Source organism: Streptomyces sp. NPDC004721, assembly GCF_053601495.1.
Genome location: NZ_JBSGBZ010000029.1, coordinates 26430 through 52058, shown reverse-complemented (window position 1 = coordinate 52058; position 25629 = coordinate 26430). Strand labels below are relative to the sequence as shown.

The 25629-nt window shown below is 70.9% G+C and carries 24 protein-coding genes and 1 pseudogene; 5 read left to right on the top strand and 20 right to left on the bottom strand.

Annotation, left to right across the window (positions count from 1 at the left end; all coding sequences use genetic code 11):
• Positions 1-5 precede the first annotated feature (5 nt).
• Both ACWEK3_RS25390 and pyrR read right to left on the bottom strand, forming a co-directional pair.
• Positions 6-983 carry an aspartate carbamoyltransferase catalytic subunit gene (locus ACWEK3_RS25390; RefSeq protein ID WP_361417020.1) on the bottom strand — a complete coding sequence of 326 codons (978 nt, stop codon included), beginning with the start codon at positions 981-983 and terminating at the stop codon, positions 6-8.
• A 100-nt stretch (positions 984-1083) separates the two neighbouring features.
• Positions 1084-1668: a bifunctional pyr operon transcriptional regulator/uracil phosphoribosyltransferase PyrR gene (gene pyrR, locus ACWEK3_RS25385; RefSeq protein WP_390727497.1), complete on the bottom strand. Its 585-nt coding sequence runs from the start codon at positions 1666-1668 to the stop codon at positions 1084-1086.
• Between the two features lie 254 nt (positions 1669-1922).
• Here pyrR and bldD point away from each other — a divergent pair, with 254 nt between their 5' ends.
• Complete coding sequence (gene bldD / locus ACWEK3_RS25380) at positions 1923-2426, top strand: transcriptional regulator BldD (protein WP_004990661.1); 504 nt, start codon at positions 1923-1925, stop codon at positions 2424-2426.
• Positions 2427-2653: 227 nt separating this feature from the next.
• On the opposite strand, the gene nusB is transcribed toward bldD, so the two are convergent.
• The 16 genes from nusB to ACWEK3_RS25300 all read right to left on the bottom strand — a co-directional run bounded on the left by nusB (position 2654) and on the right by ACWEK3_RS25300 (position 19265).
• Entirely contained in the window at positions 2654-3088 is a 435-nt protein-coding gene (gene nusB / locus ACWEK3_RS25375) for a transcription antitermination factor NusB (protein ID WP_390724322.1), read from the bottom strand.
• Between the two features lie 2 nt (positions 3089-3090).
• On the bottom strand, positions 3091-3657 hold the full coding sequence (efp, locus tag ACWEK3_RS25370; protein WP_365428905.1) for an elongation factor P: 567 nt from the start codon (positions 3655-3657) through the stop codon (positions 3091-3093).
• A gap of 55 nt (positions 3658-3712) precedes the next feature.
• Complete coding sequence (locus ACWEK3_RS25365; protein ID WP_450542051.1) at positions 3713-4822, bottom strand: aminopeptidase P family protein; 1110 nt, start codon at positions 4820-4822, stop codon at positions 3713-3715.
• 138 nt (positions 4823-4960) lie between these two features.
• Entirely contained in the window at positions 4961-6046 is a 1086-nt protein-coding gene (locus ACWEK3_RS25360; protein ID WP_453250673.1) for an AAA family ATPase, read from the bottom strand.
• 294 nt (positions 6047-6340) lie between these two features.
• Entirely contained in the window at positions 6341-7432 is a 1092-nt protein-coding gene (gene aroB / locus ACWEK3_RS25355) for a 3-dehydroquinate synthase (RefSeq protein ID WP_225076247.1), read from the bottom strand.
• Positions 7429-7947, bottom strand: a complete 519-nt coding sequence (locus tag ACWEK3_RS25350; RefSeq protein ID WP_450542048.1) for a shikimate kinase — start codon at positions 7945-7947, stop codon at positions 7429-7431. The genes aroB and ACWEK3_RS25350 overlap by 4 nt, the downstream gene beginning before the upstream one ends.
• Positions 7944-9128, bottom strand: coding sequence for a chorismate synthase (gene aroC / locus ACWEK3_RS25345; protein ID WP_450542047.1), 1185 nt, complete (start codon positions 9126-9128; stop codon positions 7944-7946). The genes ACWEK3_RS25350 and aroC overlap by 4 nt, the downstream gene beginning before the upstream one ends.
• A 253-nt stretch (positions 9129-9381) precedes the next feature.
• On the bottom strand, positions 9382-10221 hold the full coding sequence (locus ACWEK3_RS25340) for a shikimate dehydrogenase (RefSeq protein WP_453250659.1): 840 nt from the start codon (positions 10219-10221) through the stop codon (positions 9382-9384).
• Positions 10202-11941, bottom strand: coding sequence for an endolytic transglycosylase MltG (mltG, locus tag ACWEK3_RS25335; protein WP_450542044.1), 1740 nt, complete (start codon positions 11939-11941; stop codon positions 10202-10204). The genes ACWEK3_RS25340 and mltG overlap by 20 nt, the downstream gene beginning before the upstream one ends.
• Positions 11942-12063: 122 nt before the next feature.
• Positions 12064-12528, bottom strand: a complete 465-nt coding sequence (gene ruvX / locus ACWEK3_RS25330; protein ID WP_365426449.1) for a Holliday junction resolvase RuvX — start codon at positions 12526-12528, stop codon at positions 12064-12066.
• A 13-nt stretch (positions 12529-12541) separates the two neighbouring features.
• Positions 12542-15214: an alanine--tRNA ligase gene (gene alaS, locus ACWEK3_RS25325; RefSeq protein ID WP_450542041.1), complete on the bottom strand. Its 2673-nt coding sequence runs from the start codon at positions 15212-15214 to the stop codon at positions 12542-12544.
• Positions 15214-15588 (bottom strand): hypothetical protein, encoded by a 375-nt coding sequence (locus ACWEK3_RS25320; RefSeq protein WP_390724329.1) that lies wholly within the window; start codon positions 15586-15588, stop codon positions 15214-15216. Before ACWEK3_RS25320 ends, alaS begins: the two co-directional genes overlap by 1 nt.
• Before the next feature lie 9 nt (positions 15589-15597).
• Positions 15598-16047, bottom strand: coding sequence for a DUF948 domain-containing protein (locus tag ACWEK3_RS25315; RefSeq protein ID WP_376547976.1), 450 nt, complete (start codon positions 16045-16047; stop codon positions 15598-15600).
• 186 nt (positions 16048-16233) lie between these two features.
• Positions 16234-16848: a 30S ribosomal protein S4 gene (gene rpsD, locus ACWEK3_RS25310; protein WP_361412735.1), complete on the bottom strand. Its 615-nt coding sequence runs from the start codon at positions 16846-16848 to the stop codon at positions 16234-16236.
• A gap of 344 nt (positions 16849-17192) precedes the next feature.
• The gene (locus ACWEK3_RS25305; protein WP_361412736.1) at positions 17193-18548 is read right to left on the bottom strand and encodes a replication-associated recombination protein A; all 1356 of its coding nucleotides are present in this window, start codon (positions 18546-18548) and stop codon (positions 17193-17195) included.
• A gap of 60 nt (positions 18549-18608) precedes the next feature.
• The gene (locus ACWEK3_RS25300; protein ID WP_453250658.1) at positions 18609-19265 is read right to left on the bottom strand and encodes a vitamin K epoxide reductase family protein; all 657 of its coding nucleotides are present in this window, start codon (positions 19263-19265) and stop codon (positions 18609-18611) included.
• 143 nt (positions 19266-19408) lie between these two features.
• Between ACWEK3_RS25300 and ACWEK3_RS25295 the strand changes: the two genes are divergently transcribed.
• A complete protein-coding gene (locus ACWEK3_RS25295) occupies positions 19409-20266 on the top strand; it encodes an ABC transporter ATP-binding protein (RefSeq protein ID WP_376398894.1) in 858 nt (285 codons plus the stop codon).
• Positions 20266-21112 (top strand): annotated as a pseudogene (locus tag ACWEK3_RS25290) (ABC transporter permease). Before ACWEK3_RS25295 ends, ACWEK3_RS25290 begins: the two are co-directional and overlap by 1 nt.
• A gap of 73 nt (positions 21113-21185) precedes the next feature.
• Here ACWEK3_RS25290 and hisS read toward each other — a convergent pair.
• On the bottom strand, positions 21186-22448 hold the full coding sequence (gene hisS / locus ACWEK3_RS25285) for a histidine--tRNA ligase (RefSeq protein ID WP_376398900.1): 1263 nt from the start codon (positions 22446-22448) through the stop codon (positions 21186-21188).
• Between the two features lie 13 nt (positions 22449-22461).
• Positions 22462-23175, bottom strand: coding sequence for an MBL fold metallo-hydrolase (locus tag ACWEK3_RS25280; RefSeq protein WP_453250657.1), 714 nt, complete (start codon positions 23173-23175; stop codon positions 22462-22464).
• A gap of 167 nt (positions 23176-23342) precedes the next feature.
• Between ACWEK3_RS25280 and ACWEK3_RS25275 the strand changes: the two genes are divergently transcribed.
• Both ACWEK3_RS25275 and ACWEK3_RS25270 read left to right on the top strand, forming a co-directional pair.
• A complete protein-coding gene (locus tag ACWEK3_RS25275; RefSeq protein WP_450542035.1) occupies positions 23343-24176 on the top strand; it encodes a peptidylprolyl isomerase in 834 nt (277 codons plus the stop codon).
• 146 nt (positions 24177-24322) lie between these two features.
• On the top strand, positions 24323-25552 hold the full coding sequence (locus ACWEK3_RS25270) for a DUF349 domain-containing protein (protein ID WP_450542034.1): 1230 nt from the start codon (positions 24323-24325) through the stop codon (positions 25550-25552).
• The last annotated feature ends 77 nt before the right edge of the window (positions 25553-25629 follow it).

Sequence of the window (25629 nt, the reverse complement as noted above, 5' to 3'; positions counted from 1 at the left end):
GTCTCTTACTTCTCCTCGGTGGTGCGGGCTTGGGCGGCGGGTTCCATGCCGCCGAGCAGCAGGTACAGCACGGCCATGCGGATGGAGACGCCGTTGGTGACCTGCTCGACGGCGGTGCAGCGGGCGGAGTCGGCGACCTCGGCGGTGATCTCCATGCCGCGGACCATCGGACCGGGGTGCATCACTATGGCGTGCTCGGGCATCCTCGCCATCCGCTCGCCGTCCAGCCCGTAGCGCCGCGAGTACTCGCGCTCGGTCGGGAAGAAGGCGGCGTGCATCCGCTCGCGCTGCACGCGGAGCATCATCACCGCGTCGGACTTGGGCAGTGTGGCGTCGAGGTCGTAGGAGACCTCGCAGGGCCAGGACTCGACGCCGACCGGCAGCAGGGTCGGCGGGGCGACCAGGGTGACGTCGGCGCCGAGGGTGTGCAGCAGGTCGACGTTGGACCGGGCCACCCGGCTGTGCAGCACGTCGCCGACGAGGGTGACGCGCCTGCCGGACAGGTCCTGGCCGAGGCCCGCGTCCCTGCCGACCAGCCGGCGGCGCAGGGTGAAGGCGTCGAGCAGGGCCTGAGTGGGGTGCTGGTGGGTGCCGTCGCCGGCGTTGATGACGGCGGCGTCGATCCAGCCGGAGTTGGCCAGCCGGTACGGGGCCCCGGAGGCGCCGTGCCGGATGACCACGGCGTCGACGCCCATGGCCTCCAGAGTCTGGGCGGTGTCCTTCAGGGACTCGCCCTTGGACACCGAGGATCCCTTGGCGGTGAAGTTGATGACGTCCGCGGACAGCCGCTTCTCCGCGGCCTCGAAGGAGATCCGGGTGCGGGTGGAGTCCTCGAAGAAGAGGTTGACGACGGTGCGGCCGCGCAGGGTCGGCAGTTTCTTGATCGGCCGGTCGGCGACCCGGGCCATCTCCTCGGCGGTGTCGAGGATCAGGACGGCGTCGTCGCGGGTGAGGTCGGCGGCCGAGATGAGATGACGCTGCATCTGTCAGGCTCCGTAAGGCGGTTCATTCGGGAGAATTGGGGCAGACGGGCGCGTGCGAGGGCACACGCGCGGGGCGTACGGCGATGCGTACGCGCGCGTGTTACGGCTGGTCGCCCTGGGCGGCCGGCTTGGCGCCGAGCAGCACGGTGTCGCGACCGTCCTCCTCGGTGAGCAGGACCTTGACCGTCTCCCGCAGCGACGTGGGGAGGTTCTTGCCGACGTAGTCGGCGCGGATCGGCAGTTCGCGGTGGCCGCGGTCGACGAGGACGGCGAGCTGCACCGCGCGCGGGCGCCCGGTGTCGTTCAGGGCGTCGAGGGCGGCGCGGATGGTGCGGCCGGAGAAGAGTACGTCGTCGACGAGGACGACCAGGCGGCCGTCGATGCCGTCACCGGGGATCTCGGTGCGGGCCAGCGCACGCGGGGGCTGCATGCGCAGGTCGTCGCGGTACATGGTGATGTCGAGCGAGCCGCAGGGGACCTTGCGCTCGGTGATCTGCTCGAGTTTGACGGCGAGCCGCTGGGCGAGGAAGACGCCCCGGGTCGGAATGCCGAGGAGCACCACGTCGTCGGCGCCCTTGGCGCGCTCGACGATCTCGTGGGCGATGCGGGTCAGCACCCGCTCGATGTCGGGGCCCTCGAGAACGGGCCGGGCACCGGAGGCTTGCGCGGTTTCGTGCGAGTCCATAAGAAACGGACCTCCTTCTCCGCCTCACGGGACGGACCTTAAAGGACGTCGGAATTGCGCCATACACGCTACCAGGTGCCGGAGGCCTCCCCGATCACCCCCTTGGCGCAACGGGCCGCGGTTACCACGGAAGCAGCGCTGCGGACCATTCGGCTTGACGCGGCAGAGTAACGCTGCGTAACCTCACAGTGAGTTACCAGCCGCGCGGCGTGGCACCCGAGCCAGTCGCGTCGACACAGTGTCCGGGGAGCCATATGTCCAGCGAATACGCCAAACAGCTCGGGGCCAAGCTCCGGGCGATCCGCACCCAGCAGGGCCTTTCCCTCCACGGTGTCGAGGAGAAGAGCCAGGGACGCTGGAAGGCGGTCGTGGTCGGTTCGTACGAGCGCGGCGACCGTGCCGTGACCGTGCAGCGCCTCGCCGAGCTGGCGGATTTCTACGGTGTCCCCGTGCAGGAGCTGCTGCCCGGCACCACCCCGGGCGGCGCCGCCGAGCCCCCGCCGAAGCTGGTCCTGGACCTGGAGCGGCTGGCCACGGTGCCGGCCGAGAAGGCGGGCCCGCTCCAGCGGTACGCGGCGACGATCCAGTCCCAGCGCGGCGACTACAACGGCAAGGTGCTCTCCATCCGCCAGGACGACCTGCGCACACTCGCCGTCATCTACGACCAGTCGCCCTCGGTCCTCACCGAGCAGCTGATCAGCTGGGGCGTGCTGGACGCGGACGCGCGCCGCGCGGTGGCGTCCCACGAGGAGAGCTGACCGCTCGGCAGACCTAGCAGAAACGTGCCGCCGGGGTGGCCGGAACCGTTTGGTTCCGGCCACCCCGGCGGCTTTTCCGCAGCCCTGAAGGGGCGGACGCGGACCTGGCGGAGTGGGTGTGGTCCGGTGGACCCGGGGGCGTGCACACGGACGCCGAGGGGCCCGCAGCAGTCGTGCTGCGGGCCCCTGCGAGTCCGTGCGGGCACCGGCTGCAGGCCGGGCCCCTCTCACACCTGGTCGCGACGGAGGGAGGGCTTGAGCTCCTTCAGACGGCCCAGCAGGCCGTTGACGAACGAGGGCGACTCGTCCGTCGAGAACTCCTTCGCCAGCTGCACCATCTCGTCCAGCACGACGGCGTCCGGGGTCTCGTCGGCCCAGATCAGCTCGTACGCGCCGAGCCGCAGGATGTTGCGGTCGACGACCGGCATGCGGTCGAGCGTCCAGCCGACCGCGTACTGCGCGATGAGTTCGTCGATCCGGGTCGCGTGCTCCGCGTAGCCCTCGACGAGCTGCATCGTGTACTCGCTCACCGGTGGCTGCCGGGTGTCGGTCCGGGAGAGCCGGATCCAGTCAGCGAGGACCGTCAGGACGTCGGCGCCGCGCTGGTCACCCTCGAAGAGGATCTGGAAGGCACGCTTGCGGGCCGTATTGCGGGCGGCCACGGTTAGCTGTTCACCCGGCCGAGGTAGTCGCTCGTACGGGTGTCGACCTTGATCTTCTCACCGGTGGTGATGAAGAGCGGGACCTGGATCTGGTGGCCGGTCTCCAGGGTGGCGGGCTTGGTGCCACCGGTGGAGCGGTCGCCCTGGACGCCCGGCTCGGTCTCGGCGACGGTCAGCTCGACGGCGGCCGGCAGCTCGACGAAGAGCACCTCGCCCTCGTGCTGGGCGACGGTGGCCTCGAAGCCCTCGATGAGGAAGTTGGCGGTGTCGCCGACGACCTTGCGCTCGATGTGCAGCTGGTCGTAGGTCTCCATGTCCATGAAGACGAAGTAGTCGCCGTCCATGTAGGAGAACTGCATGTCACGCTTGTCGACGGTGGCCGTTTCGACCTTGACGCCGGCGTTGAACGTCTTGTCGACGGTCTTCCCGGAGAGCACGTTCTTGAGCTTGGTGCGCACGAAGGCCGGGCCCTTGCCGGGCTTGACGTGCTGGAACTCGACGACGGACCACAGCTGGCCGCCGTCGAGCTTGAGCACCATGCCGTTCTTGAGGTCGTTCGTGGAAGCCACGGTTGCGGAATCTCCTGGACTGACGTACGACCGGGGGCAGGCGCACAGCGCGAGGCTAGAGCGCGAGGAGCTCCTTGGTCGTGATGGTGAGTAGCTCGGGTCCGCCGTCCGCCTCGGGGCGCACGACGAGCGTGTCATCGATCCGGACACCGCCCCGGCCCGGGAGGTGGACCCCCGGTTCGACGGTGACCGGCACGCAAGCGTCCAGTTTACCCATGGCTGAAGGGGCCAGCTGCGGGTCCTCGTCGATTTCGAGTCCGACCCCGTGCCCGGTGAGGGGTTGCAGGCCCTCGGCGAACCCGGCCGAGTCCAGTACCTGGCGTGCGGCGCGGTCCACGTCGCGGTAGGCGGCGCCGGGCGCCAGGGCCTCCCGTCCAGCGCGCTGGGCTGCGAAGACGAGGTCGTAGAGCTGGATCTGCCAGTCCGCCGGAGACGTGCCGATCACGAAGGTGCGGCCGATCTCGCAGCGGTAGCCGCGGTAGGCGGCGCCCAGGCACACCGTGAGGAAGTCGCCCTCCTCGACCCGCCGGTCGGTGGGCCGGTGGCCGCGGCGGCCGGAGTTCGGGCCGGTGGCCACGGAGGTCGGGAAGGCGGGTCCGTCGGCGCCGTGGTCGACGAGCCGCCGCTCCAGCTCCAGGGCGAGATGGCGCTCGGTGCGGCCGACCAAGATGGACTCCAGCAGCTCGCCCAGGGCCTGGTCGGCGATCTCGGCGCCGATTCTCAGACAGGAGATCTCCTCCTCGTCCTTGACGACGCGGAGTTGCTCGACCGCGCCGCCCAGGTCGGCCAGGCGCAGCTGGGGCGCCACCGAGCCGAGGGCGCGATAGCGGGCCACCGTGAGGTGGTGCTCCTCCACGGCGAGCGAGTCGGCGCCCTGGGTCCGGGCGTGGTCGGCGGCGGCGACGGCCGCGTCGCCGCCGGGGGGTTGGGGCAGGACCTGTACCCGCAGCGCCTCGTCGGGGCGGTCCTCGCAGGGCCGGTCGTCCGGCGGGCTCTGGCACACCAGCAGGTCCTCGCGCCTTCCGAGAAGCAGGACGGCACCCTGCGGGGCCGCCCCCGCGAGGTACCGCACATTGGCGGGACGAGTCACCAGCGCCGCCGCGCTGCCGCCCGCGTTGCAGCGCTCCCTCAGCCGGGTCCGGCGGGCCGCGTACACCTCTGACATGAACCGAGCGTAAGAGTCATGGCTCAATATCGCCGTTCGAGAGGTCCGAGTGGGTCTGCCGGATCCCGGCTTCGTGGCGCCGGGGGCCGTGTCCGGCGGTCGGGCCGCCTGCCCGGGCCCGACAGGCGCGGCCGCGTCCTACCAGTTCGGAGGGCTGGCGATGGCGCGGGACAGGACCTCGTCCAGGACTCTGGCCGTGGCCGGGACGTCGAGTTGGGAGTTGTCGATGATGGGGAGGCCGGATCCGTACCAACCGGCCATGCGGCCGTGGATGCGGGCGACCTCCTCGTCGGTCAGCCGGCGGTTTCCGGATCGCTCGGCGTTGCGCTCCAGGACGATGTCCAGGCCGGGCAGCAGCACGACCGGGAGCAGGCCGGGGCCGACGTGGCGCTTCCAGCCGCCGAGCCCGACCACCGGGCGGTCGGGGAAGACGGCGTCGTCGAGGATGCACGAGATGCCGTTGGCGAGGAAGTTGCGGGCGGCGAAGCCGCAGGTGCGGCGGGCGAGGCGGTACTGCGCCTCGGAGTGGTCGTTCCAGCCCGACTGCGGGTCGGCGAAGCCGGAGCGGACCCACTCGCGGACGTCGTCGAGGCTGATGTGCGCGGTGGGCACGCGGCGGTGGTCGGCCCAGTACTTGGCGACGCTCGTCTTGCCGGCGCCCGCCGGCCCGATCAGCAGCACCGCCAGCGTGGTGGTCGTCGGGTCGGGCGCGGTCTGGGCCGGCGGCACGCTGGGCATGCCGACCGGACCGCCCGGCGGCAACCGGACATGGCCGGTGGCATCCGGCGCGGGCGGCGCGGCGGGCGGCGGCACCGCGGGGGCCGACTGATGGGGGCTCTGGGCGTGCGGATTCCGGGGGTGCGGCGCTGACGGGGGCGGCCCTTGAGGATGCGGGCTCTGGGGGTGCGGCGCCGACGGGGGCGAGCCCTGAGGATGCGGTGCTGACGGACGCGGGCCCGGCGGTTGCGGCGCCGAGGGAGGCGGACCCTGAGGACGCGGGCTCTGCGGGCCCGGCGCTGACGGGGGCGGCCCTTGAGGATGCGGGCTCTGGGGGTGCGGCGCGGAGGGGGGCGGACCCTGAGGACGCGGGCTCTGCGGGCGCGGCGCCGACGGAGGCGGACCCTGAGGACGCGGAGTCTGGGGATGCGGCGCCGCCGGAGGCGGGCCCGGCGGTTGCGGTGTCGGGGCGCCGGGATAGCCCGATGCCGGAGGCGGCGGGGGCACGGGCGCGGAGCCCTGGGGCGCGCCCGGGTGCCGCGGCCCCGGGTGATGTGCGGCCGGCGCCCAGCCGGCGGCCGGTCCGTGCCCCGGCTGGCGGGGCGGCGGCAGCGGTGAACCCACTGCGTGCTGCATCCGGTGCGACTCCGTCTCGTACGGGGCAATTGGCGCCGGCAGCGGGTCCGAGCCCCGCCGCCTACCGAACGGTACCGTCCCCGGCCGCCATATGGTGAACGGCCGGGCGCGGTCCGAAGTGCCCGTCGCGGCAGGCAGAACGGGGCGGATGCCGCTCGGTGGGACTTACTGCCCGACCTCGCCGTACGCGGCGAGGAGTACGGCCGGGTCGGGGCCCTCCAGGACGGTGGGCTTGGCAAGGCCGTCCAGGACGATGAAGCGCAACAGGTCGCCGCGGGACTTCTTGTCGACCTTCATCGTCTCCAGCAGCTTGGGCCACTGGTCGTAGCGGTAGTGCAGCGGCAGGCCCACCGATTCGAGGACCGTACGGTGGCGGTCGGCCGTGGCGTCGTCCAACCGGCCGGCCAGACGCCCGAGTTCGGCGGCGAAGTGCATACCGACGGCGACCGCGGCGCCGTGCCGCCACTTGTACCGCTCGTTCTTCTCGATCGCGTGGCCCAGCGTGTGGCCGTAGTTGAGGATCTCCCGCAGGCCCGACTCCTTCAGGTCGGCGGAGACGACGTCCGCCTTGACCCTGATGGACCGCTCGACGAGTTCGGCGGTGTGCGGGCCGGCCGGGGTGCGGGCGGCCTCGGGGTCGGACTCGATCAGGTCGAGGATCACCGGGTCGGCGATGAAGCCGGCCTTGATGACCTCCGCGAGCCCGGAGACGTAGTCGTTGACTGGGAGGGAGTCCAGCGCGGCCAGGTCGCACAGCACGCCCGCGGGTGGGTGGAAGGCGCCCACGAGGTTCTTGCCCTCGGCGGTGTTGATGCCGGTCTTGCCGCCGACGGCCGCGTCCACCATGGCCAGCACGGTGGTCGGGACGGCGATCCAGCGCACCCCGCGCAGCCAGGTCGCGGCCACGAATCCGGCCAGGTCGGTGGTGGCGCCGCCGCCCACGCCCACGATGACGTCGGTGCGGGTGAACCCGCACTGGCCGAGCGCCTTCCAGCAGTACGCGGCGACCTCCGCGGTCTTGGCCTCCTCCGCGTTCGGCACCTGGATGGCGACGGCCTCGTAGCCCTGCTCGGCCAGGTCGGCGCGGAGCGCGTCCCCGGTCTCGGCGAGCGCCTCGGGGTGGATCACGGCGACCCGTTTGGCCTTCTCGCCGACCAGGCCGGTGAGTTCACCGAGGAGCCGGCGGCCCACCAGGACGTCGTACGCCTCGGTGCCGGCCGTGCCGGCGATGTGGATCCGCGTGACCGACTCGCTCATGCTTCCTTCAACTCCAGTGCGTCCAGGGCGGCTTGGGTGACCTCTTCAGGGGTGCGCCCGTCGGTCGGCACGACCGCGGTGGCGACCTCCTCGTACAGGTGCCGCCGGGCCTCCATCAACTCGCGCCACTGCTTGCGCGGGTTCACGGCGAGCAGCGGGCGGGCCACGTTCAGGCCGGTGCGCCTGACGGCCTCCTCGACGTCCATCGACAGGTACAGGACCGGCAGTCGGGCGATCAGCGCCCGCGTGTCCGGGTCCAGGATCGCGCCGCCGCCGAGGGCCAGTACGCCGTCGTGCCCGGCGAGCGCCCGGCGCACCGCCTCCTTCTCGACGGCGCGGAAGAACGGCTCGCCCTCGTCGACGAAGATCTCGGCGATGGTGCGGCCCTGCTCCGCGACGATGTCGTCGTCGACGTCCCGGTAGGCGACCCCGAGGCGGTCGGCCAGCATCCGCCCGACGGTGGACTTGCCGACGCCCATGGGTCCGACCAGGACGACGACCGGCTCGGCGCTCACCGGATCGCCAGGTTCTCGAGGTAGGACCGCACGTTGCGGTGGGTCTCGGGCACGCTGTCGCCGCCGAACTTCTCCGCGACGGCGTCGGCGAGGACGAGGGCCACCATGGCCTCGGCCACGATGCCTGCGGCCGGCACCGCGCACACGTCGGAGCGCTGGTGGTGGGCCTGCGCGGACTCGCCGGTGGAGACGTCCACGGTCCGCAGGGCCCGCGGTACGGTCGCGATCGGCTTCATCGCGGCGCGCACCCGCAGCAGCTCGCCCGTGGTCAGTCCGCCCTCGGTGCCGCCGGAGCGGCCCGTGGCACGCCGGATGCCCTCGTCGGTGGTGACGATCTCGTCGTGCGCCTGGGAGCCTGGCACCCGGGCCAGGTCGAAGCCGTCGCCGACCTCGACGCCCTTGATCGCCTGGATGCCCATGAGCGCGGCCGCGAGCCGGGCGTCGAGTCGCCGGTCCCAGTGCACGTGGGAACCCAGACCCACCGGCACGCCGTACGCCAGCACCTCCACCACGCCGCCGAGCGTGTCGCCGTCCTTGTGGGCCTGGTCGATCTCCGCGACCATCGCCTTGGAGGCGTCCGTGTCCAGGCAGCGCACCGGGTCCGCGTCCAGCTTCTCGACGTCCGCCGGGGTCGGGTACACGCCGTAGGGCGCCTTGGCCGCGGCCAGTTCGACGACGTGGCTGACGATCTCGATGCCCGCGGTCTCCTTCAGGTACGACCGGGCCACGGCGCCCAGCGCGACACGGGCCGCGGTCTCGCGCGCGGAGGCCCGCTCCAGCACCGGCCGGGCCTCGTCGAAGCCGTACTTCTGCATGCCGGCCAGATCGGCGTGCCCGGGCCGGGGCCGGGTCAGCGGCGCGTTGCGCGCGAGTTCGGCCAGCTCCGCCGGGTCGACCGGGTCGGCGGCCATGACCTTCTCCCACTTGGGCCACTCGGTGTTGCCCACCATGATCGCCACCGGGGAGCCGATGGTGAGGCCGTGCCGGACGCCGCCGAGGAAGGTGACCTCGTCCCGCTCGAACTTCATCCGGGCACCGCGTCCATAGCCCAGGCGCCGCCGTGCGAGGTGGTCCGCCACCATCTCCGTGGTGATGGGCACGCCGGCGGGAAGGCCCTCCAGCGTGGCGACGAGTGCGGGGCCGTGGGACTCCCCCGCGGTCAGCCAGCGCAACCTGCTCAACGGTGCTCCTCATGCTCGCGCCTGGAACTGCGACGGCGCGACCGGGTGCGCGGCCCTGGCCCGCCACCTCCGATCCTCCCACGTCCGGACGCCGGCCCCGGTCGCCGGTCCAGCAGTCGGACGCCCGGCGCACAGGCCCGCCCCGCGGCACCGGCATGTCACGCACTCCCGTCGGCCCGTCACGGGCACACGGCGAGTGGGCCATCCGGGCCGCGAGGGCCCGCGCTCCTGCGCCGGAGCGGATGCTCCCTGGTCAGCGGGCCGCGAGGGCCTTCTCGCCCGCTGCGCGCATGGCCTGCAGGGGGGCCGGGCTGTGGCCCGTCAGCTGCTCGACCTGGAGGACCGCCTGGTGCACCAGCAGGTCGAGGCCGCCGACGACGGCGCCGCCGGCCATGGACCAGCGGGCCGCCAGGGGCGTGGGCCACGGGTCGTAGAGGACGTCGAAGAGGGTGGTGGGCCGTCCGGGTACGGCGTCGGCGAGCGCGTCCGTCGTTCCGGCCGGGGTGGTGGCGATCACCAGTGGCGCCTTCAGGGCCTGCGCGGCGTCCGCCCAGTCCGCCGTGCGGACCTCGACGTCCAGCCGCTCACCCCACTCCCGCATCTCGGCCGCGCGGGCCTCGCTGCGGACGTAGGCGACGACCTCGCCGGTGCAGACGCGGGCGAGCGCGGCCAGCGCGGAGGAGGCGGTGGCGCCGGCTCCGAGGATCGCCGCCGAGCCGACCTGCTCGATGCCGTGCTCGCGCAGGGCCGCGACCATGCCCGGCACATCGGTGTTGTCCCCGACCCGGCGGCCATCCGCGGTGAACACGACCGTGTTGACCGCCTCGACGGACGCGGCGGTGTCGCTGATCTCGTCGAGCAGCGGGATGACCGCCCGCTTCAGCGGCATGGTCAGCGACAGCCCGGCCCACTCGGGTCCCAGACCCTCGAAGAACGAGGGCAGGCCTGCCTCGTCGATGTCGAACCGTTCGTACGACCAGTTCGCGAGCCCCAGCTCCGCGTATGCCGCCCGGTGCAGCACCGGGGAGAGCGAGTGGGCGATCGGCGAACCGAGCACAGCCGCGCGACGGGCGTCAGTTGCCCTTGGTGGCATCGAACTTGTCCTTGAGCTTGAGGAATTCGGCATACGTCTTGGCGAACTCGGTCTTGTGCATGCCGTCGGTCGCCACGAAATAGATCCAGCCGTCCTCGGTCGGATTCAATGTCGCCTTCAGCGCGTCGTCGCCGGGGTTTCCGATCGGACCGGGCGGAAGGCCCTTGTGGGTGTATGTGTTGTACGGGTCCTGGTTGCTGTTGATCTCTTTTGCGCTGATGTGGATGTTGCTCTGGCCCTTCAGGTAATTGAAGGTCGAGTCGAACTGCAGCAACTGCATGGTCTCGGTGTTGGTCGGCTTCAGGCGGTTGTAGATCACTTCCGCCATCTTGCGGAAGTCGTCGTGCGTCTTGCCCTCGGCCTGGACCAGGCTCGCGACCGTGACGAGCTGGAACGGGTCGTCCAGGTTCAGTGCCTTCGCCTTGTCGGCGAGCTTGTACCGGACGTAGGCCTCGTCGGCCTGCTTGACCATTTCCTTCAGGACCGCCTCGGGCTTCATTCCCTTGGCCGCGGCATACGTGCCCGGGTAGAGGAAGCCCTCCAGCGGATCCTTGATCTGGCTGTTGTTCTGGGCCCACTTGGGCAGGCCGAGGTCCTTGTACTGCTTCGCGGCGATCTTCTGCGTGGTACCGGCGGCCAGTTCCAGCCGCTTGTCGATGTCCTCGTAGACCAAGGCATTGCGTTCGCCCGGCTTGACCAGGACATTACTCTGGCTCTTGGGGTCGAGCATCATGGTCACCGCGCTCGCCGCGGACATCTGCTTCTTCAGCAGATAGGCGCCCGCCTGGATCTGCCCCCCATTGGGAACCTGCGACTGCGCCGCCACGAAGGCGTCGACGCTCTTGACCACGCCCGCCGCCTTCAACGCCCGGCCGATGTCGTAGCCGCCCGCGCCCTTGGGGATTTCGACGGTCACCATCTCGTTGATTCCGTCGCCCGCGTAGTCCGGGGCTGCGCCGAAACGATCCTGGTAGAACTGGTAGCCGTAGTAGACGACTCCGGCCGTACCTCCGCCGAACACCAGGGCGACCACGAGGCAGGCACAGCCGCTGCGGCGCTTCTTGTCCTTGCCCTTGCCGCCGCGGCCCTTGCGGTCGCCCCGCCCCCGGCCCTCGTTCGGATCGTCGCCGTCTTCGTCGTCCTCGCCGTCACCCGCGAAGAACGCGTGGTCTTCCTGGACGGCCTCGGGATCCGGGTCCCAGTCCGGCCGCGGCTCCGGCTCGGCGCGCCGACGGCTCGGCGGCTCCGGCGGCGGGTAGGCCTCGGGGGTGCCGTACGGATCGGGCTGCTGCGCGCCGTAGGCCGCGGCCTGCTGGCCGTACGGGTCGGCCGGGTCTCCGGGGTAGGCCGGCTGCTGCTGCCCGCCGGCGCCGTCCCATCCGCCCTGGCCGTAGCCCTGCTGCTGGGGGTGTGCCCCGTACCGAGGGTCGTACTGCTGCTGACCCTGCTGACCGTAGTGCTGCTGACCCTGCGGGTCGTAGTGCTGCTGCCCCTGGTTGCCGTAGGGCTGCTGCTGGTACTGCCCGTCGTAGCCGGGCTGCTGCTGACCCCAGTCGCCGTACTGCTGTTGCTGCGGCTGCTGCGGATGGTGCTGCGGCCCACCCCCGTGGGGGGACTGCGGGCCCGCGTGGGCCTGCTGTCCTCCCCATCCGCCGTCCCCGTACAACGGGTCCTCCGGATGCCACGGTTCGGGGCCTGGACCCCGGCCATACTCAGTCATCGATCCCCTAGAGCCGCGAGGCGGCGGTCACACGGCTGTGTGCCCCGGCTTCCGTTCCGCCTCTTTCTGTGCGTCGTGTGTTCGAACGCAGGCGCATCGCGCGGAACGTTACCGTATCGCGATCAGATGACCACTTCGACGCCCTCGCCGGGTACTTTCCCTGACGCTCGTTCGGATTCGAGGGCTTGCTGGAGGATGATGACGGCCGCGGCCTGGTCGATCACGGAGCGTCCCTTCTTGGATTTCACCCCGGAGGCGCGCAGTCCCTGACTGGCCGTCACCGTGGTCATCCGCTCGTCCACCAGGCGGACCGGCACCGGGGCGATGCCCTTGGCCAGCTCGCCGGCGAAGGCGCGGACCTTGACCGCGGCCGGGCCCTCGCCCCCCTTGAGGGAGCGCGGGAGGCCGACGACGACCTCGATCGGCTCGTACTCCGCGACGAGTTGCCTGAGCCGGCGGTGTGCCGCGGGGACGTCCCGGCCGGGAACCGTCTCCACCGGGGTGGCGAGGATCCCGTCGGGGTCGCACGAGGCGACCCCGATCCGGGCGTCCCCGACGTCGATCGCGAGCCGACGTCCTCTGCGCATCGCTTCGGCCGCCCTACTTCGCCGTCTCGGCCACGAGCCGCTCCACGGCGTCCACGGCCTCGCCGACGGCGGCCGGGTTCTGTCCGCCGCCCTGGGCGACGTCCGGCTTGCCGCCACCGCCGCCGCCGAGGGTCTTGGCGGCCGTGCGGACCAGGTCGCCGGCCTTCAGGCCGCGCTCGCGGGCGGCCTCGTTGGTGGCGATCACCGTGAGCGGCTTGCCGTTGTTCACCGTGAACAGGGCGACCACGGCGGCCCGGCCGCCCTGGATCCGGCCGCGCACGTCGAGCACCAGCTTGCGCAGGTCGTCCGGCGTGGTGCCGTCCGGGACCCGGCCGGTGACGACGGCCACACCGCGGACGTCCTTGGCGGACTCGGCGAGACCGGCGGCGGCCTGGAGCACCTTCTCGGCGCGGAACTTCTCGATCTCCTTCTCGGCGTCCTTCAGCTTGCCGAGCATGGCGGAGACCTTCTCGGGCAGCTCCTCGGGGCGGCCCTTCATCAGCTCCTGCAGCTGGGCGACGACCGTGTGCTCACGGGCGAGGAAGTTGTAGGCGTCCACACCGACCAGGGCCTCGATACGGCGCACACCGGAGCCGATCGACGACTCGCCGAGCAGCTTCACCAGGCCCAGCTGGGCGGTGTTGTGCACGTGGGTGCCGCCACACAGCTCCTTGGAGAAGTCACCGATGGTCACCACGCGCACGCGCTCGCCGTACTTCTCGCCGAACTCGGCGATGGCTCCCTGCTTCTTGGCCTCGTCGATGCCCATGACCTCGGCGTGCACGTCCAGATCGCGGGCGAGCACCTCGTTGATCTTCTGCTCGACGTCGGTCATCACGGCCGTCGGGACGGCGGACGGGGAGCCGAAGTCGAAACGGAAGCGGCCGGGCTGGTTCTCGGAGCCGGCCTGGGCGGCCGTCGGACCGAGGGCGTCACGCAGGGCCTGGTGGGTCAGGTGCGTGGCGGAGTGGGCGCGGGCGATGGCCTTGCGGCGGCGGAAGTCGATCGAGGCGTGGGCCTTGGCACCGACGGTGACCTCGCCGACCTGGACGACACCCTTGTGGACGTACACGCCCGGGACCGGCTTCTGGCAGTCGCGGACCTCGATGACGGCGCCGGAGTCGGCCTTGATGCGGCCGGTGTCGCCGATCTGGCCGCCGCCCTCGGCGTAGAAGGGGGTGCGGTCGAGGACGATCTCGACCTCGTCGCCCTCGGTGGCGACCGGGGAGGAGGCGCCGTCGACGAGGATGCCGACGATCGTGGACTCGCCCTCGGTGGCGGTGTAGCCGATGAAGTCGGTCTCGCCGGCGGAGTCGGCGATCTCACGGTAGGCACCGAGGTCGGCGTGGCCGGTCTTCTTGGCCTGGGCGTCGGCCTTGGCCCGCTCCCGCTGCTCCTTCATCAGGCGGCGGAAGCCGTCCTCGTCCACGGACAGGCCCTGCTCGGCGGCCATCTCCAGGGTGAGGTCGATCGGGAAGCCCCAGGTGTCGTGGAGCAGGAAGGCCTTGTCGCCGGAGAGGACCGTGCCACCGGTCTGCTTGGTCTCGGTGACGGCGGTGTCGAGGATGTTGGTGCCGGCCTTCAGCGTCTTGAGGAAGGCGGCCTCCTCGGCGAGGGCGACCTTCTCGATCCGCTCGCGGTCGGTGATCAGCTCGGGGTACTGCTGCCCCATCGTGCCGATCACCACGTCGACCAGGTCCTTGACGACCGGACCGGTGGCGCCCAGCAGACGCATGTTGCGGATGGCGCGGCGCATGATCCGGCGCAGGACGTAGCCGCGGCCCTCGTTGCCGGGGGTGACGCCGTCGCCGATGAGCATGGTGGCGGTGCGCATGTGGTCGGTGACCACGCGCAGCGACACGTCCGAGTCGTGGGCGGCGCCGTAGGCGACACCGGTGAGCTCGGTGGCCTTGTCGATGACGGCCAGGGAGGTGTCGATCTCGTACATGTTCTGCACGCCCTGCAGAATCATGGCGAGCCGCTCCAGGCCGAGCCCGGTGTCGATGTTCTGGCTCGGCAGGTCGCCGAGGATCTCGAAGTTGTCCTTGCCGGTGCCCTCGCCACGCTCGTACTGCATGAAGACGAGGTTCCAGATCTCCACGTACCGCTCGTCGTTGACGGCGGGGCCGCCCTCGGCGCCGAACTCGGGGCCGCGGTCGTAGTTGATCTCGGAGCAGGGGCCGCACGGGCCGGGCACGCCCATGGACCAGAAGTTGTCCTTCTTGCCCAGGCGCTGGATGCGCTCCTTGGGCACGCCGACGACCTCGTGCCAGATCCGCTCGGCCTCGTCGTCGTCCTGGTAGACGGTGATCCAGAGCTTCTCCGGCTCCAGGCCGTAACCGCCCTTGTCCTGGGGCGTGGTGAGCAGTTCCCAGGCGAGCTTGACGGCGCCTTCCTTGAAGTAGTCGCCGAAGGAGAAGTTGCCGCACATCTGGAAGAAGGTGCCGTGCCGGGTGGTCTTGCCGACCTCTTCGATGTCGGGCGTGCGCACGCACTTCTGCACGCTGGTGGCGCGCGGGAAGGGCGGCTTGACCTCACCCAGGAAGTAGGGCTTGAAGGGCACCATGCCGGCCGGGACGAGGAGCAGAGTCGGGTCGTCCGCGATGAGCGACGCCGAAGGGACGACGGTGTGCCCGCGCTCCTCGAAGAAGCTCAGCCAGCGGCGGCGGATCTCAGCCGACTCCATCAGTGGTCCTCATTCCGGTTGTACGAGTACGTCGTGTAGGGGTGTTCCGAGGACGCCGGACCCTCGACGTACTTCGGGTGATTGCGGTTCTCGATGGCGGTGTACCGCCTGGACGGGGGCAGTTCCGGGTCGACCGGGGCGTTCAGTCCCAGTGCCTCGCCGAGTTCGGCCTCCCGCTGGTCCATGTTGTCGCGGACGTCGAGCGCGAAGCCGAGGGCGCGGTCCTTGAGCCGGTGACCCGCCTCGACCGCCTTGGTCGCCGCGGTCGCGGCGAGGCTCTCGGGGGTCAGCTGCCTGAGTTTGCGGTTGACCTTGGTGGTGGCCCACACTCCGGCGGCGACACCTGTGGTGAACCAGAACGTACGGCGGAACATCGCTAGTCCTTACTTCTCCCGGTTGTTCCGCTTCCCCCGCCGTGCGGCCGGGACAGTGCGGCCCACGATCACGGTACGCCTCGACGTCTTGCCGGGCGCGTCCTCCTTGCGGCCGCCGAGCGCCCGGCGCACGCCGTAGCCGAAGGCCGCGACCTTGACCAGCGGACCGCCGAAGGTGGAGGCGACGGTGGTCGACAGCGCGGAGGCGTTGGACGTGACCTCCTGGACGTCGGAGGCGATCGCGTCGACGCGGTCGATCTGGCTCTGCGCGGAGCGCACCGCCTGGGAGGCATCGGCCAGCAGCGGAACGGCCTGGTCGGTCACGTCCGCCACGAGCCGGGTGGTCGCCTTGAGCGTCTGGGCCAGCCTCACCAGTGCGACGGCGAGGAAGGAGACCAGGATCGCCCAGAACACGGCCACCAGGATCCCGGCCACCTCTCCACCGGACACTGTGCGCACCCGCTCCCTGAAACGTGCCTGTACATCGAGAAAGTCGTGCACCGAGCCTATCGCGCCGAGGGTGGGGCTCCGTACCGGATTTGGCACGCGCGCCGGTGACATGAGCGAGCCCGCCGTCCCGCCCGCCCGGAGGGGCGGGGAGACGGCGGGCCGGGGTGGTGCGGTGGTGCTACGGCCTGCCGGTGATCAGCGGGCGTAGTACTCGACGACGAGCTGCTCGTCGCAGATCACCGGGATCTCCTTGCGGTTCGGCTCGCGGTCCAGGCGGAACGCCAGGGCCTTGAGGTTCACCTGGAGGTAGCGGGGGGTCTCGCCGTCGGGGGCGAAGCCACCCTCGCGGGCGACCTGGAAGAGGGTCTTCTCGCGGCTGCGCTCGCGGACCTGGACCACGTCGTCGGGACGGACCTGGAAGGACGGCTTGTCGACCTTCTTGCCGTTGACCTGGACGTGGCCGTGGGTGACCATCTGGCGGGCCTGGTAGATCGTGCGGGCGATGCCCGAACGCAGCACCAGGGCGTCAAGACGCTTCTCGAGGTCGATGACGAGGGCTTCACCGGTCTTCATCGACGTCTTGGCGGCACGCTCGTAGGCGCGGACGAGCTGGCGCTCGCTGATGTCGTACTGAGCGCGCAGACGCTGCTTCTCCAGCAGACGGACCTTGTAGTCCGAGTTCTGCTTGCGGCCACGGCCGTGCTCACCCGGCGGGTAGGGGCGCGCCTCGAAGTACTTGACGGCCTTCGGGGTCAGCGCGATGCCGAGGGCACGCGACTTCTTGACCTTGGGGCGGGACTGGTTCGCCATGAACCAAACACCTCGTTTTTTCTGTGCGAATACGGCTTCACCAGGGTTAGGGGAGGTCGCATCCGCAGCCGGGGAAACCCCTCGGATCCCTGTCGGGCCCGATGGGCAGCCGCTCCCCTGGTCTGGGCACATACGTGCAGCACGCGAGTGGCCCACCGACCGTTCCCGGAACTCCGGGTGGTGGTGGGCTGCCCGCGACACCGTTCGACGGTGCGCGACGCTCCTGGATCCCCGCCGTCCTGGAACGGCGGAGTTCCGGCTGAATGTCCCGCTCTGGTGGCGCCGGTTCCCCTTTCGGGGTTCCGGACACGGAACTCAGCGCTTCCAGGCAGTCTACAGGGCGGTCAGGGCCGCTTCCGACCGAGGTGCTTGCGGGTCCACTCCACCGCGTCCGCGTACCGCGCCTCGGCGCCGTGCCGGCCCGGGGAGTAGTACTCGCGGTCCTTCAGGGCGTCCGGCGCGTACTGCTGGGCGGCGATGCCCTCGGGCAGGTCGTGCGGGTAGACGTACCCCTGCGCGTGGCCGAGCTTGGCCGCGCCCTTGTAGTGCCCGTCCCGCAGATGGGGCGGGACCGGTCCGGCCTGTCCCTTGCGCACGTCGTCCAGGGCGGCGCCGATCGCCGTGGTCGCCGAGTTGGACTTGGGGGCGAGGGCCAGGGCGATGGTGGCGTGGCTGAGGGTCAGGGCGGCCTCGGGGAAGCCGATCATGGCGACGGCCTGGGCGGCGGCGACCGCCGTGGGCAGCGCGTGCGGGTCGGCCAGACCGATGTCCTCACTGGCGGAGATCATCAGGCGGCGGGCGATGAACCGGGGGTCCTCGCCGGCCTCGATCATCCGGGCCAGGTAGTGCAGGGCGGCGTCGACGTCGGAGCCGCGGATGGACTTGATCAGGGCGCTGGCGACGTCGTAGTGCTGGTCGCCGTCGCGGTCGTACTTCACCGCGGCCCGGTCGACGGTCTCCTCGAGGGTGGTCAGGCCGATCTCGCTCTCGCCCTTGTCGAGGGCGGCCCCGGCGGCGGCCTCCAGGGCGGTCAGGGCGCGGCGGGCGTCGCCGCCGGCGATGCGCAGCAGATGGCTCTCGGTGTCCTCGGGCAGGCCGACGGCCGACCTCAGGCCCCGTTCGTCGGTGAGCGCTCGGCGGAGCAGACCGCGCACGTCGTCGTCGGTGAGCGGTTCGAGAGTGAGCAGGAGCGAGCGGGAGAGCAGCGGGGAGATCACCGAGAAGTACGGGTTCTCCGTGGTGGCCGCGATCAGGGTCACCCAGCGGTTCTCGACCGCCGGGAGCAGGGAGTCCTGCTGGGCCTTGCTGAAACGGTGGATCTCGTCCAGGAAGAGGACGGTCTCCTGGCCGTACCCGCCGGAGGCGCGGCGGGCGCCGTCGATGACCGCGCGGACCTCCTTGACGCCCGCGGTGATCGCCGACAGCTCCACGAAGCGCTTGTTGGTGGCCTTGGAGACCACGTACGCCAGGGTGGTCTTGCCGGTGCCGGGCGGGCCCCACAGGATCACCGAGGAGGGTCCCGCAGGGCCGCCCGCGCCCTCGCCGACCAGCCGGCGCAGCGGGGAACCGGGCTTGAGCAGGTGCTGCTGGCCCACCACCTCGTCGAGGGTGCGCGGGCGCATCCGGACCGCCAGGGGACTCGCGGCCGGGTCCTTCTCCTGGCGTTCTTCACTTGCGGCGGTGAACAGGTCGGGCTCCACGCTGAAACCCTATGGCACACCGCCGACAACGTGGCCGGACGGTGGATCACCGGCTCCGGCTCAGGCCCAGAGGCTGGTGCCCCAGCGGGTCAGGATCAGCATGACGATGACACCGCAGTGCGTGACGGGCAGCACCCAGGTGAACTCGGCGAGGAAGTTCTTCACCGGGCGCGGGGCGGGCAGGAAGTCGTTGCGGATGTTGAAGGAGGTCACGTACCAGAACATGACGATCGTGGCCACCCAGGCCAGCGAGCACCACAGGCACAGCGCGTTGATGCGGTACAGCGACTGGAACTGGAGCCAGGTGACGAAGCAGACGCCGAAGAGCGTGCCGAAGTTGAACGTCAGCCAGTACCAGCGCGGGAAGGTGGTGCGGGCGAGCAGGCTCATGCCGACGCAGATGACGATGCCGTAGGCGATCAGGCCGAGGAGCGGGTTGGGGAACCCGAAGACGGTGGCCTGCTTGCTCTCCATGACGCTGCCGCAGGACACGATCGGGTTGAGGCTGCAGCTCGGGGTGAAGGTCTTGCCGCTGAGCTTGCCCTCGAGGATCTTCTGCTTGTCGATCGTGATGATCCACGCGGCGAGCAGACCGGCCGCTCCGGTGATCACCAGCAGCAGGGCGAAGGCACGGCTGCCGCCCACCGTCCGCGGCGCGGTCACCGCGCGCTCCGGCTCGGGCTCCGCGGAGACGGGTTTGACTGTCGTCTTGCTCATCACGCCGATTCCGTCACTTGTGAGTTGAACCTTCTTCGGGCAGGGCCATTGTGCCGCACGTGCGTGTGTGAACACCGTCAGGTGGCGACACGAAGGTGTGCACGGCCGTACTCGAACGTTCGGTTCCGGACGATGCTCGGACCATGACGCGAAACGAACTCGCGGTGGACGTACGGGGGCTGCGCAAGCGGTACGGGGACGTCACCGCGGTCGACGGAATGGATCTGGCGATCAAGAAGGGCGAGGTCCTGGGGCTGCTCGGGCCAAACGGCGCGGGCAAGAGCACCACGGTGGAGATCATCCAGGGCCACCGCTCACGGGACGCGGGCGAGGTCTCGGTCCTGGGGGCGGACCCGGCGGGCGCCACGCGCGCGTGGCGTTCGCGCGTCGGAATCGTCTGGCAGGACGAATCGGCGCCCGCCGAGTTGACGGTCCGGGAGACCGTGCGGCACTTCGCCCGGTACTATCCCCGGCCGCGCGACCCGGAGGAGGTCATCGCCCTGGTGGGTCTGGAGGCGAAGGCGGGGAGCCGGATCAAGGCGCTGTCGGGCGGCCAGCGGCGCCGGCTGGACGTGGCCCTCGGTGTGATCGGCGGCCCCGAGCTGCTGCTCCTGGACGAGCCGACGACCGGTTTCGATCCGGCGGCCCGGCGCCGGTTCTGGGCGCTGATCCGCACGCTCGCCCAGGAGGGCACGACGATCCTGCTGACCACGCACTACCTGGAGGAGGCGGAGGCCCTCGCGGACCGGCTGGCGGTGGTCGCCCGGGGCCGGATCGTCGCCGAGGGCACCTCCCGCGAGCTGCGGGAACGGCACGCCACCGGCGCCACCGTCGAGTGGACGGACCCCGACGGCACCCCGCGCACCGAGCACACCGGGACCCCCACCAGGACCGTCGCCGACCTGATGCGCCGCTTCGACGGCGAGATACCGGGCCTGCGGGTCGGCCGCCCCACGCTGGAGGACGTCTATCTCCGGCTGACCGGACAGGAGGACGCGTGATGACCTCGACCGCCGGACGGACCCGCGCCGGGACGGCGGCCGCACGGCTGCCCGGGGCGTGGGGGCATCGGGCTGCACCGGGGCGCCCTGGAGATCAGGCAGTTCTTCCGGCAGCGCGAGCAGGTGGTGTTCACCTTCGCCTTCCCGGTGGTGTTCCTGTTCCTGTTCGCGTCGATCTTCCGCGACGACGTCAGCGTCACCGGCGTCACCGCCTCGCAGCTCTACGTCCCCTCGATGCTTGCCTCGGGCATCATGTCGACCAGCTTCCAGTCCCTGGGCATATCGATCGCGGTCGAACGGGACGAGAAGGCGCTGCGCCGGCTGCGCGGCACGCCGATGCCGCCGACGGCGTACTTCCTGGGGAAAATCTGGCTGGTTCTGTTCACCGGCGTGCTGGAGACGGCGATCCTGCTGCTCGTCGGCACCACGCTGTACGGCGTCCGGCTGCCCTCGGACGCGACCCGGTGGTTCCACTTCGCCTGGATCTTCGTGCTCGGCCTGACCGGGTGCGCGCTGCTCGGCATCGCGATCAGTTCGGTACCCCGGTCGGCGAGGAGTGCCGGCTCGGTGGTCGTCCTGCCGTTCCTCGTGCTCCAGTTCATCTCCGGGGTCTACATCCTGATCGACGCCCTGCCCGGCTGGATGCTGAACGTCGGCGCCCTCTTCCCGCTGAAGTGGCTGTGCCAGGGCCTGCGCGGGGTGTTCCTGCCGGACTCGGCGCGGGTGCTGGAGCACGCGGGGAGCTGGGAGTTCGGGCGGATCGCCCTGGTGCTCGCGGCCTGGTGCGCCGGCGGACTGGTGCTGTGCCTGCTGACGTTCCGCTGGAAGGACCGGCGGGCGGGCTGAAGCGGGACCCTGGGCCGGGACGGCAAAGGGCGCCGGTGCCCGGACGAGCACCGGCGCCCTTGCGTGAGGGTCGTCAGCCGAGGCGGGATTCCAGTTCCGCGACGATCTCGTTGACGGCGATCGCCGTCTGCTCTCCGGACTCCATCTCCTTGAGCTGGACGACGCCGTCGGCGAGGTCGCGTTCGCCGGCGACGAGCGCGAAGCGGGCACCGGACCGGTTGGCCGCCTTCATGGCGGCCTTGAGGCCCTTGTGGCCGTAGGAGAAGTCGGCGGCGATGCCCACCTTGCGCAGTTCGGAGACCTTCGCGAACAGCACCCGGCGTGCCTCCTCGCCGAGCGGAACCGCGAACACGCTGGTGCTCGACGGGAGCTGGAGCTCGACTCCCTCCGCCTCCAGGGCCAGGACCGTACGGTCCACGCCCAGCGCCCAGCCCACCGACGGCAGCGCGGGGCCGCCGATCATCTCGGACAGTCCGTCGTACCGGCCGCCGCCGCCCACCGCGGACTGGGAACCGAGCCCGTCGTGCACGAACTCGAAGGTGGTGCGGGTGTAGTAGTCGAGTCCGCGGACCAGCTTGGCGTCGTCCTCGAAGGCGACCCCCTGGGCCTCCAGCAGCGCCCGCACTTCCTCGTGGTACGCCTTGCAGCCGTCGCACAGGTAGTCGCGCAGCAGCGGGACGCCCGTCAGCTGCTTCTGCACCGACTCCCGCTTGTCGTCCAGGACGCGCAGGGGGTTGATCTCGATCCGGGCGCGGGTGTCCTCGTCCAGGTCCAGGCCGCGCAGGAAGTCCTGGAGGGCGGCCCGGTAGACCGGACGGCACTCCTTGTCGCCCAGGCTGTTGAGCAGGATACGGAAGTCGCTCAGGCCCAGCGAACGGTAGGCCTGGTCGGCCAGGATGATCAGCTCGGCGTCGAGCGCTGGGTCCTCCGCCCCGATCGCCTCCGCGCCGACCTGCGAGAAGTGGCGGTACCGGCCCTTCTGGGGGCGCTCGTAGCGGTAGTAGGAACCGGAGTACCACAACTTGACCGGCAGGTTGCCGGCCTTGTGGAGGTTGGCCTCCAGGGCGGCGCGGAGCACGGAGGCGGTGCCCTCGGGGCGCAGGGCGAGCTTGTCGCCGCCCTTGGTCTCGAAGGCGTACATCTCCTTGGTCACGATGTCGGTGGACTCGCCGACGCCGCGCGCGAACAGCTCCACGTTCTCGAAGCCGGGGGTCTCGATGTAGCCGTAGCCGGAGTTGCGCAGCGGGGCGGCGATCGCCTCGCGGACCGCCAGGTACTTCGCGGAGTCCGGCGGGATCAGGTCGTACGTGCCCTTGGGGGCCTTGAAGGTGCTCACGGAAGGTCTCTCGTCACATTCCTCGTCGGGGAGCGTCGTCCAGGTCCGCTCCCGGGCCGGCGGCCACCTGCCGCAGATAGGGATTGGTGGTGCGCTCCCGGCCGATGGTCGTCTGGGGGCCGTGGCCGGACAGCACCACGGTCGAGTCGTCGAGCGGCAGGCACACGCGGGCCAGCGAGTCGAGCATCTCGGCCGTGTCACCGCCGGGCAGGTCGGTGCGTCCGATGGAGCCGGCGAACAGCAGATCCCCGGAGAAGAAGACCGGCGGGATGTCCGCGGCCCCGGGCATCCGGAAGGTCACCGACCCCTTGGTATGGCCGGGCGCGTGCGCGACGGAGAATTCCAGGCCGGCCAGCTTCAGTTCGGCGCCGTCGGCCAGCTCCTGGACGTCGTCCGGCTCCCCCACGGTCAGCTCGCCCATCAGCGGCATGCCGATGGAACGGCCGAGCGCCTTCTCGGGGTCGCTCATCATGTACCGGTCGGCCGGGTGGATCCAGGCCGGTACGTCGTGCGCGCCGCACACCGGGACGACCGAGGCCACGTGGTCGATGTGGCCGTGGGTGAGGACGACGGCGACGGGCTTGAGCCGATGCTTCTTCAGCGTTTCCTCGACGCCTTGGGCGGCCTGGTGGCCGGGGTCGATGATCACGCACTCCTCACCGGCGGCGGGGGCGACGAGGTAGCAGTTCGTCCCCCAGGCCCCGGCGGGGAACCCGGCAATGAGCACGATCGTCCTTCGTTGTGTCGATTACGGGCGGCTAAAGCTGTTGTCAGAGCCTACCGGCGCTGCCGGATCCTCAGCTAACCCATATACGGTACGGGCACACGCGGGTGGCCGCCTCGGGCGACGCACCCGTACCGGTGGACACACGAGACGCATGAGGAGAGAACGCGGTGGTCAGCCAGGAGCAGCGGCGGCGTCAGCTCGCCCGGGAGAAGTTCTTGCGGCAGCAGCAGCGGCGCACCGCCGCACGGCGCAAGGCACGCGTACGCACCTCCGTGATCGCGTCGGTGCTGGGCGTGGTCGTGATCGGCAGTGTCGCGCTGTACACGACCGGGGTGCTGAAGAACGGCAACGACGACAAGGCCAACGCGAGCGCCGAGGTCACCCCCAGCGCCTCGGCCACCAGCAAGGCGCCGGACCCGTGCGCGAAGCCGGCGGCGGGCTCGGTGAAGAAGCTGAGCTGGGCCAAGGAACCGGCGATGGCGATCGACAAGTCGGCGAAGTACACGATGACGCTCGACACCACGTGCGGCGCGATTGACCTGGACCTGAAGGCCTCCGCGGCGCCGCACACCGTGAACTCCTTCGACTTCCTGGTCGGCAAGGGCTTCCTCGACCACACCAAGTGCCACCGGCTCACCGCGGAGGGCATCTACGTCCTGCAGTGCGGCGACCCGGAGGGTACGGGCCGGGGCGGTCCCGGGTACACGATTCCCGACGAGAACCTCAAGGACAAAAGCCTGAAGGGCGGCGTCTATCCGGCGGGCACCGTGGCGATGGCGAACACGTCGCAGCCGAACAGCGGCGGCAGCCAGTTCTTCCTGGTGTACCAGGACAGCCCTCTTCCGCCCAGCTACACCCCGTTCGGCACCATCTCCGCATCGGGTATGAAGGTGCTGAAGAAGATCGCCGACGCCGGCGCCCAGCCCGCCGATCCGCAGACGGGCAACACCGCCCCGAACGCGACCGTAGTGATCAACAAGGCGACGGTGACGAAGTCCTGACGGCAGCGACGACCGGCTGGGAAATTTCGGTCGCGCTGGATGCGGACAGGCCACCCGCCGGTCGCCTATGTTGGCGGTGACGAAACTGTGGACGATGCCCGGGGGAGCTTCGAGGCCCTCCGCAGGCATCATGTGGAGGAGGCGCTGTGAGCAGCGACCCGTGGGGCCGCGTCGACGAGACGGGGACCGTGTACGTGCGTACGGCCGATGGCGAGCAGGTCGTCGGTTCCTGGCAGGCCGGCTCCCCCGAGGAGGCGCTGGCCTACTTCGAGCGCAAGTACGAGGGCCTGGTTGTCGAGATCGGCCTCCTCGAGAAGCGAGTGCAGACCACCGACCTGTCGGCGAAGGACGCCCAGGCCGCCGTCGGCCATCTGCGGGAGCAGGTCGACGCGCACCACGCGGTGGGCGACCTGGCCGCGCTGCGTGTCCGCCTGGACAAGCTGGTCGAGACGGTCGAGGCACGCCGTGAGGAGCGCAAGGCGCAGCGCGCCCGGCAGGCGGACGATGCCCGGCACGCCAAGGAGGCGCTGGTCACGGAGGCCGAGGAGCTGGCCCGTTCCGATCAGTGGCGGGCGGCCGGGGAGCGGCTGCGCGCGCTGGTGGACACCTGGAAGGGGCTGCCGCGCCTGGACCGCAAGTCCGACGACGAGTTGTGGCACCGCTTCTCGCACGCCCGGTCGGCGTTCTCCAAGCGGCGCAAGGCGCACTTCGCGCAGCTGGACGCGCAGCGCGAGGACGCACGCAAGGCCAAGGAGCGGCTGGTCGCCGAGGCGGAGGCGCTGTCGGGCTCGACGGACTGGGGCCTCACCTCGGCCCGCTACCGCGAGCTGATGACGGAGTGGAAGGCCGCCGGCCGTGCCCAGCGCGAGCACGAGGACGATCTGTGGAACCGCTTCCGCGGTGCCCAGGACGTCTTCTTCGCCGCCCGCAGCTCGGTGTTCGCCGAGCGGGACGCCGAGCAGGCGGAGAACCTGAAGCTGAAGGAGGAGCTGGCCGGCGAGGCCGAGAAGCTCCTGCCGATCACGGACCTGAAGGCCGCTCGCGCCGCCTTCCGCTCGATCAACGAGCGCTGGGAGACCATCGGCCATGTGCCGCGCGACGCCCGTCCGCGGGTGGAGGGCCGGATGCACACGGTCGACCGGGCCATCCAGGAGGCCGAGGAGGCCGAGTGGCGCCGGACGAACCCGGAGGCGCGGGCCCGTGCCGAGGGTCTGACCGGTCAGCTCCAGGCCGCCGTGGACAAGCTGAGGGGGCAGATCCAGCAGGCCCGCGCCCAGGGCAACACGTCCAGGGCCGACAAGCTCGAGAAGGAGCTGGAAGGCCGCCAGGCGCTCCTGGACCAGGCCCTGAAGGGCCTCCAGGAGTTCGGCGGCTGATCCGGTCCGCCTGGATCCGGCGACGCTTCCACTGACGGCTGAGGGCCCCCGTAGGCGCTACGGGGGCCCTCAGCCGT

Bases quoted from the DNA above. Each gene is read 5' to 3' on its own strand.
- aroB (WP_225076247.1), bottom strand. From the start codon at position 7,432: ATGAGCGAGTCGGTCACGCGGATCCACATCGCCGGCACGGCCGGCACC.
- ACWEK3_RS25300 (WP_453250658.1), bottom strand. From the start codon at position 19,265: ATGAGCAAGACGACAGTCAAACCCGTCTCCGCGGAGCCCGAGCCGGAG.
- ACWEK3_RS25320 (WP_390724329.1), bottom strand. From the start codon at position 15,588: ATGTTCCGCCGTACGTTCTGGTTCACCACAGGTGTCGCCGCCGGAGTG.
- ruvX (WP_365426449.1), bottom strand. From the start codon at position 12,528: ATGCGCAGAGGACGTCGGCTCGCGATCGACGTCGGGGACGCCCGGATC.
- rpsD (WP_361412735.1), bottom strand. From the start codon at position 16,848: ATGGCGAACCAGTCCCGCCCCAAGGTCAAGAAGTCGCGTGCCCTCGGC.
- alaS (WP_450542041.1), bottom strand. From the start codon at position 15,214: ATGGAGTCGGCTGAGATCCGCCGCCGCTGGCTGAGCTTCTTCGAGGAG.
- ACWEK3_RS25390 (WP_361417020.1), bottom strand. From the start codon at position 983: ATGCAGCGTCATCTCATCTCGGCCGCCGACCTCACCCGCGACGACGCC.
- ACWEK3_RS25365 (WP_450542051.1), bottom strand. From the start codon at position 4,822: ATGTCAGAGGTGTACGCGGCCCGCCGGACCCGGCTGAGGGAGCGCTGC.
- bldD (WP_004990661.1), top strand. From the start codon at position 1,923: ATGTCCAGCGAATACGCCAAACAGCTCGGGGCCAAGCTCCGGGCGATC.
- mltG (WP_450542044.1), bottom strand. From the start codon at position 11,941: ATGACTGAGTATGGCCGGGGTCCAGGCCCCGAACCGTGGCATCCGGAG.
- ACWEK3_RS25340 (WP_453250659.1), bottom strand. From the start codon at position 10,221: ATGCCACCAAGGGCAACTGACGCCCGTCGCGCGGCTGTGCTCGGTTCG.
- ACWEK3_RS25295 (WP_376398894.1), top strand. From the start codon at position 19,409: ATGACGCGAAACGAACTCGCGGTGGACGTACGGGGGCTGCGCAAGCGG.
- pyrR (WP_390727497.1), bottom strand. From the start codon at position 1,668: ATGGACTCGCACGAAACCGCGCAAGCCTCCGGTGCCCGGCCCGTTCTC.